General features: G+C 27.5%; 14 protein-coding genes. 4 read left to right on the forward strand and 10 right to left on the reverse strand.

Annotated elements, in window-relative coordinates; translation table 11 throughout:
• Positions 1-1,942: molybdopterin-dependent oxidoreductase (locus tag KJQ99_RS06820; protein ID WP_214150351.1), on the reverse strand; the 1,942-nt coding region annotated here is incomplete at its 3' end.
• A gap of 238 nt (positions 1,943-2,180) precedes the next feature.
• Positions 2,181-3,551 (reverse strand): GntP family permease, encoded by a 1,371-nt coding sequence (locus KJQ99_RS06825; protein WP_214150352.1) that lies wholly within the window; start codon positions 3,549-3,551, stop codon positions 2,181-2,183.
• Positions 3,552-3,633: 82 nt separating this feature from the next.
• Here KJQ99_RS06825 and KJQ99_RS06830 point away from each other — a divergent pair, with 82 nt between their 5' ends.
• On the forward strand, positions 3,634-4,137 hold the full coding sequence (locus tag KJQ99_RS06830; protein ID WP_214118573.1) for a gluconokinase: 504 nt from the start codon (positions 3,634-3,636) through the stop codon (positions 4,135-4,137).
• Here the strand turns inward: KJQ99_RS06830 and KJQ99_RS06835 are convergent.
• Positions 4,134-4,607 carry a thioredoxin family protein gene (locus KJQ99_RS06835; protein ID WP_214118571.1) on the reverse strand — a complete coding sequence of 158 codons (474 nt, stop codon included), beginning with the start codon at positions 4,605-4,607 and terminating at the stop codon, positions 4,134-4,136. The two genes, KJQ99_RS06830 and KJQ99_RS06835, sit on opposite strands and share 4 nt — an antisense overlap.
• A 75-nt stretch (positions 4,608-4,682) precedes the next feature.
• Entirely contained in the window at positions 4,683-5,396 is a 714-nt protein-coding gene (locus KJQ99_RS06840) for a DUF4198 domain-containing protein (RefSeq protein ID WP_214118569.1), read from the reverse strand.
• A gap of 195 nt (positions 5,397-5,591) precedes the next feature.
• Here KJQ99_RS06840 and KJQ99_RS06845 point away from each other — a divergent pair, with 195 nt between their 5' ends.
• Positions 5,592-6,224, forward strand: coding sequence for a superoxide dismutase (locus tag KJQ99_RS06845; RefSeq protein ID WP_214150353.1), 633 nt, complete (start codon positions 5,592-5,594; stop codon positions 6,222-6,224).
• 22 nt (positions 6,225-6,246) lie between these two features.
• Here KJQ99_RS06845 and KJQ99_RS06850 read toward each other — a convergent pair whose 3' ends face one another.
• The 6 genes from KJQ99_RS06850 to KJQ99_RS06875 are packed head-to-tail and all read right to left on the reverse strand — an operon-like array spanning position 6,247 to position 10,377.
• Complete coding sequence (locus KJQ99_RS06850) at positions 6,247-6,765, reverse strand: hypothetical protein (protein WP_214118565.1); 519 nt, start codon at positions 6,763-6,765, stop codon at positions 6,247-6,249.
• Positions 6,758-7,279, reverse strand: coding sequence for a hypothetical protein (locus KJQ99_RS06855; protein WP_214118563.1), 522 nt, complete (start codon positions 7,277-7,279; stop codon positions 6,758-6,760). The genes KJQ99_RS06850 and KJQ99_RS06855 overlap by 8 nt, the downstream gene beginning before the upstream one ends.
• Positions 7,269-8,240: a DUF8341 domain-containing protein gene (locus KJQ99_RS06860; protein ID WP_214150354.1), complete on the reverse strand. Its 972-nt coding sequence runs from the start codon at positions 8,238-8,240 to the stop codon at positions 7,269-7,271. The genes KJQ99_RS06855 and KJQ99_RS06860 overlap by 11 nt, the downstream gene beginning before the upstream one ends.
• Complete coding sequence (locus KJQ99_RS06865; RefSeq protein ID WP_214118560.1) at positions 8,233-8,868, reverse strand: lysophospholipid acyltransferase family protein; 636 nt, start codon at positions 8,866-8,868, stop codon at positions 8,233-8,235. The genes KJQ99_RS06860 and KJQ99_RS06865 overlap by 8 nt, the downstream gene beginning before the upstream one ends.
• A complete protein-coding gene (gene miaB, locus KJQ99_RS06870) occupies positions 8,849-10,150 on the reverse strand; it encodes a tRNA (N6-isopentenyl adenosine(37)-C2)-methylthiotransferase MiaB (RefSeq protein WP_214150355.1) in 1,302 nt (433 codons plus the stop codon). The genes KJQ99_RS06865 and miaB overlap by 20 nt, the downstream gene beginning before the upstream one ends.
• The gene (locus tag KJQ99_RS06875) at positions 10,147-10,377 is read right to left on the reverse strand and encodes an HP0268 family nuclease (RefSeq protein ID WP_214118556.1); all 231 of its coding nucleotides are present in this window, start codon (positions 10,375-10,377) and stop codon (positions 10,147-10,149) included. The genes miaB and KJQ99_RS06875 overlap by 4 nt, the downstream gene beginning before the upstream one ends.
• A gap of 118 nt (positions 10,378-10,495) precedes the next feature.
• Here KJQ99_RS06875 and nusA point away from each other — a divergent pair, with 118 nt between their 5' ends.
• A complete protein-coding gene (gene nusA / locus KJQ99_RS06880; protein WP_214118554.1) occupies positions 10,496-11,590 on the forward strand; it encodes a transcription termination factor NusA in 1,095 nt (364 codons plus the stop codon).
• Positions 11,587-11,913, forward strand: a 327-nt coding sequence (locus KJQ99_RS06885; protein ID WP_214150356.1) for a hypothetical protein, incomplete at its 3' end; no start/stop codon positions are given. The genes nusA and KJQ99_RS06885, both read left to right, overlap by 4 nt.

The raw sequence follows: 11,913 nt of genomic DNA on the forward strand, positions 1-11,913 counted from the left end.
CTAATCTATTAGTAATTGGGTCATCTCTAAAATCTTTCATTTTTACGAAATTCTTAGCTTCTTCAGGAGCTTTAAATTCTACATAGCCTTTAGCCCAGAACTCATCAAAGGTTGGCATTGATAGGCCACTTGCTGCTGCTTTTTCTCTTGATTGTTCATAAAAGTATTTAATCCATTCATTTGCAGTTTTACCCTCTGTAAAAGCTTGGTATTTTTCTTCACCAAAATGCTTAATAATTCCACAAAAAATATCATAATCATTTCTTGAGTTATACATAGGCTTTATACATTCTTTCATAGCGAAGATATATTTGTTTGTATGTGCTTTAGTTATATCATTTCTTTCTATTTCAGTAGTAGCTGGTAGAACTAAATCAGCATGTCTTGCACTAGCAGTCCAAAAACAATCTTGAACTATAAAACTATCAACCTTAGCAAATGCTTTTAATTGTCTATTTCTATCTTGATGATGGTGCATTGGATTACCACCAGCCCAATAAATTGACTTAATTAAAGGGAAGGTCTTAACTTTGCCATCAAATTCATATTCTTTACCAGGATTTTCAAGCATATCTACTATTCTTGAAACAGGAATTACTTCGTTAGTTCTATTATCCCACTCCCCTTTTATAGTAGTTTTTGTGCTAATTCCTGCAAGTCCAGGAAAACCACTAAAATTATTTGCTTTATCTTCAATATTACCACTATTAGCATTGCCCGTAACTGCACCCGGAGTTGGAACTCCACCATCTGAATAATGGTAGCTAAACCCATATCCACCACCATCAAGTCCAATTTGTCCTAAAACAGATGCAAGAGTTATCATAGCCCAGTGAGCTTGCTCTCCGTGATGAGCTCTTTGAAAACCCCAACCTGCCATAATCATAGTTCTATTTTTAGCCATAAGTTCTGCTAATTCTTTTATTTTTTCTGCTTTTATACCTGTGATTTTTTCTGCTAATTCAGGAGTTTTTGGATTATTCTCATCAAATAATCTTTCTTTTAATTTAGCAAATCCTACCGTGTATTTTTTAAGGAATTTTTCATCGTGAAGATTGTTTTTAATTAGATGATAACACATTGCTTCTACTAAGGCAACATCAGTTGTAGGATTAATAAATACTTGCTTAGCACCTAAAAATCTTGCTGTATCATTATATACTGGGTCAATATTAATTACTTTTATTTTTCCATCTTTAACTAATGCTTGTAATTTTTCTAAATAAGGGTAAGTTTCATGTAATGGCACACCCCAAGCAATTTGATTTGTATTAATCATATCATTTGACCATAAAACAACCACTTTTGAATGCTCTAATACATTGTCCCAAGAAGTTTGCTTAGCACTTGATTCATCAACACCACTAATATAAGGAGTAATTGCACGAATACAATGAGTTGAGTATGTAAGAGTTCTAGTAGTACAACCACCTGCTATATTTAACATTCTTCCAAGTAAGCTTTGTGGGTTATTAACGCTTCCAACGCAAAACCAACCATAACTACCGCCATAAACAGCATTAGAGCCATATTTTTCATAAACTCTTTTAAGCTCATTGGCTACTAATTCATAAGCTTTTTCCCAAGTAATCTCAACAAATTCTTCTTTACCCCTTAAGTTTTTAGGAGCTTTTTCAAATCCTTTTTCTAAAACACTTTTTCTAACGCTTGGGTTTTTAATTCTATCTTGTGAATATACTCTATTTACTACACCATTCATAAGAGTTGTTGGTTTAAAATCCCCATTAAAAGCTTTAAATCCTTCAACTTTGCTACTTCTAATAATTGGATGATAAGCTCCAAAATGTGAAGCACTAATTAAGCTTTCATCTATTTTAGGAATAGCGTTTTCACCAATAAAATCAACAGCACCTAAACTTGACGCACTAGCTGCTACTCCTGCTGCACCTTTTAAAAAGCTTCTACGAGATAACTTTTCCATAAATTCTCCTTAAAAATTTAAATAAAACTTAATTTTATAAGTTAGATAAAATTATAATAAAATAATTTAAGAATTAAGTAAATGGAATAATATATTCTTAATTATTATATAGATATTAAATACCCCCCCCCAATAGCAAAAAGGAATAATATGTAAATACAATGAAAACTATATTATTTAAGAAGAATTAATTAAAAATGGAATTTAAAATATAATTTTAAATTCCAAAGTAAAAACACTAAAATACAAGATTAAATAAAGCTAAAATTATAAGTATAAATACAAAACCTATAACACCTATTAAAGTTTCTAGCATAGTCCAAGTTTTAAGAGTTGTTTTTTCATCTAAACCAAATAAGCCTTTTACAAGCCAAAATCCAGAATCGTTAAAATGAGAGCAAACAACACTACCACAAGCTATTGCTAAAACGATAGCAACTTTATCAAATTCTGCAATTGATGTATTTGCTGCAATAATTGGTGCCATTAAACCAGCTGTTGTAGTAAGTGCAACAGTAGCTGAACCTTGAGCAATTCTAATAATTGCTGCTATTATAAAACCAGCTAAAATAACAGGAATGCCTAAATTAGCTAAAGTTCCAGCCAACGCATCACCTATTCCACTAGCTCTTAAAACACCGCCAAACATACCACCTGCACCAGTTACAAGCACTACAGAACAAATTGCAGGAAGTGCTTTTTCACAATATTTTTCAAGATTTTTAGCACCTAAACTTTTATTAAAAACAATAATACAAATTATTAAAGTAATCATAAGAGCGATTGGAGTTTGACCTATTAGATTTAAAACATTAAAACATATATCATTTTTTGCGATTATTTCTAATTTTTGCATAGATGAGATAATTGCACTTATAAAAATCAATACTACAGGGGTTAATAATATAAATATTACGGTTAAGAATTTAGGTTTATGTTTAATTTCTATTTTTTCATCTTCAAATAAATCTGGTGCTTTAAAATACATTTTTTTACCAGAATAAAGCCCAAATAAATAAGAGCTAAAATACCAAGTAGGAAGACCAATAATAAGTCCTAATATTAAAACCCAACCAACATTAGCGTCTATTGTAGCTGCTGCTGCAACTGGACCTGGGTGTGGTGGTAAGAAAACATGCATTACAGAAAACGCACCAACTGAAGGAAGTGCATAAGTTAAAACAGAACCTTTTAATTTATGAGCTACGCTTAATATAACAGGCAACATTACAATTAACCCTGCATCAAAAAATATAGGGAAAGCAAAAATCAATGAAGCTAAACCTAGTGCAAATGGAGCTCTTTGCACCCCAAAAAACTCAATTAAAGTATCAGCTAAAACTTGAGCTCCACCAGAAACTTCTAAAATTTTACCTATCATAGCACCAATACCAACTAATAAAGCAACACTTGCTAAAGTTGAACCAAAACCACCAAGCATTACTCCTAAAATTTTATCAAGCGGCGTATTGGCTGCTAAAGAAGTTAAAAAACTTATTATTATTAATGATATGAAAGCGTGAATTTTTAATTTCATAATCATAAATAATAATAAAACAACCGCAACTGCGGCAACACATAATAAGTAAGAAGCACTAAGCTCTTGCATTATTTCTCCTTTTATTTGAATTTATGTAATATTAAGAAAAATAGGTTAAAAATAGCAAGATTTTTATAAAAAAGGATAATTAATGAAACATTATAATATTGTTGTAATGGGAGTGTGTGGCTGTGGCAAAAGTACGGTTGGAGCTATGATTGCAAATAGTTTAGGAGCTAGCTTTATAGATGGAGATGATTTACACCCAAGAGCAAATATAGAAAAAATGCAAAGTGGGGTTCCATTAAATGATTTAGATAGAGAACCTTGGCTTGAAAGAATTGCTGATGTATTTTACTCAATTTCAAGAAGAAATCGCTCTTGTGTCATAGCTTGTTCTGCATTAAAAAAACAATATAGAGATAAAATAAGACAATCTGGTAAAATTATCTTTATTCATTTACACGGCTCAAAAGAATTAATAATGCAAAGAATGAGTAAAAGAAGCGGTCATTATATGAAAGAAAATATGATTGATTCTCAATTTTCAACATTGGAATTTCCACACAATGAAGACTTGGTAATAAATATTGATATTACTCCACCTATTGGAGAAATTGTTGAAGATGCACTAATAAAACTAGACCAACTTTAATAGTTTTGCATTTCTTCAAAAATCAACATTATCTCTTCTTGCGTTAAAATACCTAAGTGATAATAAAAAGTTTCATCATTGAAATTAACTTCTTTAAATTTCTTTCCAATTTCTGATTTTGGTTTGAAATTTACTCCATCTTTTGTATAAAAAAATTGTATCGGTATTAAAGAAATTGGGAATTTATTCAATAATTCAGGATTGTCAAAAATATCAATATTTAAAATTTTTACATTCAAATTACCTAGTTCATTATAAACTGATTTTAAAATTGGCTGAAATTGATTGCAAGATGAATTACTAGTATTACAAAAATTTAACAATATATTTGAATTATAATTTTTAATAATACTATTATCTATATAAGTTAATTCAAAACCATCTGTTTTTGTATAACTACCTTCGTTGTAATAATAATACCAAATGCCAAAAGCAGCTATTAATATAGCAAAAAACACTTTTGTCTTCATTCTAAAAACCTTTAAATTTAATAAAGGTATTTTAAAATATTTCTTTTAATCCCTAATAATTAGGGATTAAAAATATTATTTAGATTTAAAACTTAAAGTAGCAGTAAGCTGTAAAGTATCTCCGTATCTATCAAGATTATAAGGCAATTTTATACCAGCTGCAATAATTTGCAAGCCATCTTGAGGTTTGCTAAGAGTTAAAGTTGCAATACCTTTGTCATCGGTTGTAATATCATCTATATCATCATTTTGGTCTTCAAATTCAACCCCACTAATAGGTTTTCCATCTAACAATACTTGAACTTTTAATTTATCACCTACTTTTTTGTCTAGTGGATTTTCTAATGGAATTATTTCAAACTTTAATCCTAAAGGCTTACTTGATGCTTCGTCCCAAGCGAATATACTTTTACCCATTTTAAATATTTTTCTAGTTTGGGTTACTTCATTTGCACCTGTAATGTCGGTAATTTCATTTCTAGCTTGAGAATAATGTTTGCCATCTTTTGTAAAAGTATAATAACCAAAATCATAATTTACACTAGCTACTGATGGATTACCTTCTATAAAGATTTTATTATTTAAATAATCATATCCAGCTTTAAGCTTTTTACCCTTAGAATCTTTTGCACTTACACCAAATATTCTATCGCTTTGAAATTGACCCCAGTGATCATCAGCCCAAAATCCAACCTTATAACCATCATCTGTTTTCATTGGAAAAAATTGATGAGCAAATGCAGAACTTGCAACAAAAATACTAGCTAATGTAATTTTACTTAACTTCATAACATATCCTTTTTTTAAATTAATTTGATATTGATTATTATATGAATTATTTATTAATTTTTTCTTAATTTGATAATAATTTTAATTTTCTTTAATAAATATATTTTTTACAAATAAAAAAGGATTTTAAATAAGATAAATATTATCTTTTTTTTGATATATTTTTAATACAAATTTTAAAATTAAGGAGAAAAGATGTTTAAATTAAGAACATTAAATTATGCGACAAATGCGTTTTCAGGCTTTTTAACTGAAGAAACTTTCAATTATCACTATGGTAAACATCATCAAACTTATGTTAATAATCTTAACAATTTGATTGCTGGAACAGAATTTGAAAAAAAAGATTTAGTTGATATTATCTTAACTTCTAAAGATGGTGTTTTTAATAATGCTGCACAAGTTTATAATCACGATTTTTATTTTGACTGCATTAGTCCAAAAGAAAGCAAAATGAGTGCTGAATTAGAAAAAGCAATTAATGAAGCTTTTGGAACCTGTTCAAACTTTAAAGATGAATTTATAAAAGGTGCTACAGGCTTATTTGGTAGTGGATGGTTTTGGCTTGTGTATAATACTACAAGTAAAAAACTTGAATTAGTAAAAACAAGCAATGCAGCAACTCCAATTACTGATAAATTAATTCCTTTATTAGTTGTTGATGTTTGGGAACACGCTTATTATATTGACCACAGAAATGCAAGAGCAGCTTATCTTGAAGGTTTTTATAAGCATATTAATTGGGAATTTGTATCAAGCGCTTACGAATGGGCTTTAAAAGAAGGCTTTAATTCTGTTAAATTCTATGCAAATGAATTGCATAAATAATTCTTAGCCTACTTTTGTAGGCTTATCTTTTATATACTTGAATGTTAAATTGTGCTTTTATCAAATTCTTATCAGATTTTAAAACTATTGGGAAATGAACTCGTAAAATATTTGGAAAATTATCTAAAGAATCTATGAAATCATAAAAAATAGTTGGACTTGTTATTTTTGTGCTTACTGATAACTGATAGCTTACATAATCTTCGCTAAAATCTAAATTCTTATCTAAATTCACTTCATCAAAAAAAGTCTTGCAATGATTTTTAAATTTTTCAATATCAAATTCATTATGAATTTTTGCTAAATTGGTTTTATTTTCTGATAAATAATCATTTAATTGTCTTTCAATACTTTCATTTTTTGCTTTATTTTGCTGAAATTTTGAATTTGAAGAGCTTAAAACTTCATTTGCAACTTTTAATTTATTTACACTTGGGATTATAAGCAAAGCACTAAGGGTAAAAATAGTAATCAAAAATATACTCAACCATAATAGCAACTTTACTATATCAATTTTACTCATACTATTATCTTTATTCATTAAAACCCTCAGAATTTTCAATAGTGTTAATGCTTACAAAGTTATACCAACCAGAATTTAATTGTATAAAATTAGTTTTTGATGTTTCAAAAATACTTTGAAGCGGTGTTTGCAATAAATTATTATAAATTTCTTTTGTTGGAGTAATTCCTTTAATCAATAAGCTTTTTTGCTCCATTAGAACTTCATTTAAAACTATACTATCAGGAACTAAGTCAAATAAATTTTTTATACTCTTTTTTAAATTTATATTAGAAGCTTGTATATCACTTACTAAAGCTATATATTCTTTATTTAAAATAATTTCATTCCTATTTTTTCCTATTAATTCTATCATTTTATCACTATTTTCTTTGGCTTGTTGTGCGTCGCTATATGCTAATTCTTGTTTTATTTTTATAAATACAGCAAAAAATATAATTACAAAAATAATGAAGATTAAAAAATAAAAGCATAATTTATTAAATTTATTTAATATAGGTTTTTGTTCAGCATTTTTAAGACTATATATCAATTTTTGCTCCTAAATCATTACTGCTTAATTTTAACATTTCCTTAAATATATCAATTGTATATACAATAGGCTTTATTAATAATTCACTTTCAATATAAGAATGCATAGCTTTAGAGCTTTTTTCGTGTTCAAATATAATAATATTATTAATAAAATCACTATCATAAATATTGTTATTATAAAATTCTTTAATCGCACTATTTATATATTCAAATATTTGCATATCCAAGCTAAATGATTGTAAATTTTCATTCAAATCAGAATTTAAATCAGCTCCTAAATCAAAATTATCATCAACCTTTACATTATCAAATTCATCAAAATCAAGTTCTTCTAATGTATCGTTATTGCTATCTAATTCAATTTCTTCTTCTAATTCTAAAGATTGATGGTCTTCTTCATTATCTTTATTGATTTTAAGCTCAAAATAACTACCAAATTTAAATTTCTTACCATCGTAAATCATTAAAGTAATGAATTCTCCGTATTTTAACACAAATAAACTTATGCCATCAAATACAAAACCATCTGATTTTTTATCTTGAATTAGTTTAAACAATATGCTAAAAGGAGAATAAATTAAATCCACTTGCAATTCATCAAAAACAATATCAGCATTAATTAATTCAGTTTTTGCCGCATACAAAAACGAGTTATCAAAGATTTTTAAACTAACAGCACTGCTATCAACACCAAATTTTTGTAAATCTGTTTTATTGATTGTCGGCACCATTCCTTGACCGATACTAGTAAATAAAAGTGAAACATAAGTAAAATAATGATTATCAATTAAGGTTTTTATATATTTTAGTAATTTATTTTTATCTTCTTCAATAAAAGTTCTTTGATGAATTTTAATAATTTTTTCATTTTTAACAGAATAAGCTTCTATACTACAACTTTTATCCTTAATTACTAAATTAATAAAAATAGTTGATAGGTATTTTCTTATATTAAACATAAAAACCTTCTTCATTTAATTTAAGCTCTAGTTTATTAAATTCCTTATTTATTAAATTAACAGAATTTTCTTCATCTAATAATATCGGTTTTGAAATAATATAAGCAATTGTAGAAAATGGCTTAGCTAAAATCATCTTATCCCAGCTTTTAGCCCTATAAAATCTACTTGCAGCATTATCAAAAATAATCGTAGGAATTTTATATTTTAAAGCTATTTTATAAGAACCTGCTGAAATACTATGATAAGGTCCTCTAGGTCCATCAGGAGTAATATATACATCATGACCTTGCCCTAAAAGACTTTTAATTTCAAGCAATGCTTTAACTGGAGAATCATAAGTGCTACCCCTAACAGCATTTATATTAAAGTATTTCATAACACTAGCAATTAATTCTCCATCTTTGTGATTACTTATTAATACATAAGGCTTTTTTTTATAACCATTTTTCTTCATATAAGCAAAAATAAAAGCCATCATAGTAAGTTTTCCATGCCAAAAAAGTACTATGCAAGGCTCTTTAGGTAAAGTTTTTTCTCCATAAAATCTTTTTTTACAAGTTAAATAAATAATATTTAAAAGTATAAATATTATAAAAGCTAAAATTTTAACTTTGTATTTCGCCATAAAGGGTTGTCCTAGAAGTCTTTGTAATATTTACATCAACCATTTTTCCAAGCAATTCTTCGCTACCATTTACAACTATTAAGAAATTATTATCACTTCTTCCTGCTATAGTTTGATTTTCTCTTAATTCTTCAAAATATACTTTATAAGTTTTATTTAATTGTGCTGCACTAATCTCATCTAAAATTTCATTGTATAAACTTTGTAATTTAGTTAGCCTTGCACTTGCTATATTTTCAGGAATTTGATTTGGCATTGTTGCTGCAGGTGTTAGTGGTCTTTTAGAATACTTAAATGAAAAAATTTGCTCAAATCTAATTTTTCTCATTACATCAAGTGTTAATTCAAAATCTTCATCACTCTCACCAGGAAATGCCACGATAATATCTGTTGATATACTAGCACTTGGAACTAATTCTCTTAATTTTAAAGCCCTATTTATAAACCATTCTCTAGTATAACCACGCTTCATAGCTTTTAAAATACTTGTGCTACCACTTTGTAAAGGCATATGCATACTTTTACAAATTTTAGGATTTTTTGCAAAAGTTTCTAAAAACTTATCATCCATATGAAGTGGGTGTGGGCTAGTAAATCTAATCCTTTCAAGCCCATCAACCTCGCTAATCTCATTTAAAAGGTCTGAAAAATCCATTTTAGAATGGTTACTTGAAAATCTTTTACCATAATTATTTACATTTTGTCCTAGCAAAAATACTTCACTAGCTCCGTTACTAACGGCTTTTTTTACTTCATTTAAAATAATATTTTTTGGAATGCTTAGCTCATCACCACGAGTGTGTGGGACGATACAATAAGCACAATGCTTATCACAACCTATCATAATATTTACATAGCTTTTATAAATACTATTTCTAAAATCAGCAAAAGCAAAATCGCTTTCATCGTAATTTATATCATTACTTATAAATTTTGGAGTTTTAATTGCTTCTGTTATACGGCTAATATTTCTTGCACCTAACACAAAATCAACTTGTGGAGCACGCTTAAAAATCTCGCTACCTAAATGAGAAGCCGTGCAACCACAAACGCCTATTTTTGCTCCTTCTTTTTTCTCTTTTAAAAAACCACCTACTTCACTAAAAAGCTTATGGACTGGTTTTTCACGCACACTACAAGTATTTATTAATATTAAATCAGCTTCTTTTTTATCTGTAGTTACTTCATAACCTTCTTTAGTGGTAAGCTCTGCAATCATACGCTCACTATCGCGAACATTCATTGCACAGCCTAAAGTTTCTATATATAATTTTTTACTCAAAGTATATGTACCTCATAAATAAATTCATCTTCTACTAAACCATATTTAACCGTATTTACATATACCTTAAAATTATTTAATTTTTCAACTAATTTTGTAATATCTTCACTAGAATTTGAATGGTCTAAAAATATAACCTTTTTTTCTTCAAGTATTTTTATAACTTCTTCAATAGTAACTTCTTTTGGTTTTGAATTTAAAGTTTGTTTTGCTAATTTAAATTTCATCTCATATCCTTTTTTAAATTAAAAAAATAAAATAATAACAAAAAGTTCTTTCATTAAACTTATTAAAAGTTATTTTTTATATAATAATAGTCTTCAAACTTCAATTAAAGGTAAAATCTTGGAAAGAATAGTAGATATAATAGAATCAATTGCGAATGAGAAATCATTGCCAATAGAAGAAGTAAGTGAGCGTGTAGTAAAAGCTATTACAAATACTGCTAAAAGACTTTTTGGTGATGATAAAGAATTTAGTGTAGATGTTAAAAAAACTCTTTGTGTATATCAAAATCTAGTAGTTGTTGCAAATAATGATGAGTTAGCTAATAATGAGAGTAAATATATTAGCCTTGATAAAGCAAAATTAGAATCAAGTGAAGTAGAAATCGGAGATACTTTAAAATATGAAATATCTTTTGCAAATCTTGATAGAACTGCAATAAATTGGCTTTATAAAGAATTAGAATATAATGTGCAAAGACTTGTAGAAGAAAAATTATTTGAAAAATACCAAAGTATGGTTGATAGATTAATTTTTGGAACGGTAGTATTTGTTGATAATGATGAAAATACTTTCATAGAATTTGATGAAATTAGAGCAGTATTACCTAGAAAAAATCGTATAAAAGGCGAAAAATTTAAAGTTGGTGATGTATTAAAAGCAGTTATTAGAAAAGTTAGTGTTGATAAAAAATTAGGCTTAAAGGTTGAAATTTCAAGAACTTCTCCTAAATTTTTAAATGCACTTTTAATGCTTGAAGTTCCAGAGATTAAAGATGGTGCTATAGAAATTATTAATTGCGCTAGAATTCCTGGCGAAAGAGCTAAAGTTTTATTAAAAGCTAACTCAATCAATATTGACGCTGTAGGTGCTAGCGTTGGAACAAAAGGTGTTAGAATTAATGCTATTAGTAAAGAATTAAATGGCGAAAATATAGATTGTATAGAGTATTCTAACGAACAAGCTATTGTAGTTTCTCGTGCTTTAGCACCTGCAATTATTAATTCAGTTACGATTGATAACGACATAGCTAAGGTTGTAATAAATCACGACCAAAAAAGTAAAGCTATAGGTAAGCAAGGAATTAATATTAGGTTATGTAATATGCTAACAGGACTTAATATTGAATTAATTGAAGTTGGTACTGAAGCAGAAAATCATATAAGCTCAGAAGAAGCAAAAGCAAATCTTGAAAATCTATTTAAAAATATATGATTGATTTAAGCAAAAACGAAAATACTTGTAATACTTTAGATATTAAAGAGATAATTAATAGTATTGAGTTTAATAAGTATTCTTTTGATAAAAATTATAAATTATTAGATGGATTAGCTAATTTTTATAATTTAAAAAGTGATAATTTTGTTCTAGGTAATGGCTCAAGTAATGTTATTTATATGAGCCTTTTAACATTTTATAAATATTCAAATTCCAATGTTCATTTAATATCACCATTACCTACTTTTGACTTAACACTTTATTATGCTAAAAATATAGGTTATAGTATTGATGGGTTTTATTTAGATAGTGAGTTTAAT

This window comes from Campylobacter sp. 2018MI13, from assembly GCF_018501135.1.
In the GTDB taxonomy this organism is placed as follows: domain Bacteria; phylum Campylobacterota; class Campylobacteria; order Campylobacterales; family Campylobacteraceae; genus Campylobacter_E.

Excerpts from the sequence above, each read along its gene's own strand:
- KJQ99_RS06835 (WP_214118571.1), bottom strand. The coding sequence starts at position 4,607 with ATGAAGACAAAAGTGTTTTTTGCTATATTAATAGCTGCTTTTGGCATT.
- KJQ99_RS06860 (WP_214150354.1), bottom strand. The coding sequence starts at position 8,240 with ATGTTTAATATAAGAAAATACCTATCAACTATTTTTATTAATTTAGTA.
- KJQ99_RS06875 (WP_214118556.1), bottom strand. The coding sequence starts at position 10,377 with ATGAAATTTAAATTAGCAAAACAAACTTTAAATTCAAAACCAAAAGAA.
- KJQ99_RS06830 (WP_214118573.1), top strand. The coding sequence starts at position 3,634 with ATGAAACATTATAATATTGTTGTAATGGGAGTGTGTGGCTGTGGCAAA.
- KJQ99_RS06825 (WP_214150352.1), bottom strand. The coding sequence starts at position 3,551 with ATGCAAGAGCTTAGTGCTTCTTACTTATTATGTGTTGCCGCAGTTGCG.
- KJQ99_RS06850 (WP_214118565.1), bottom strand. The coding sequence starts at position 6,765 with ATGAATAAAGATAATAGTATGAGTAAAATTGATATAGTAAAGTTGCTA.
- KJQ99_RS06845 (WP_214150353.1), top strand. The coding sequence starts at position 5,592 with ATGTTTAAATTAAGAACATTAAATTATGCGACAAATGCGTTTTCAGGC.
- KJQ99_RS06865 (WP_214118560.1), bottom strand. The coding sequence starts at position 8,868 with ATGGCGAAATACAAAGTTAAAATTTTAGCTTTTATAATATTTATACTT.
- KJQ99_RS06840 (WP_214118569.1), bottom strand. The coding sequence starts at position 5,396 with ATGAAGTTAAGTAAAATTACATTAGCTAGTATTTTTGTTGCAAGTTCT.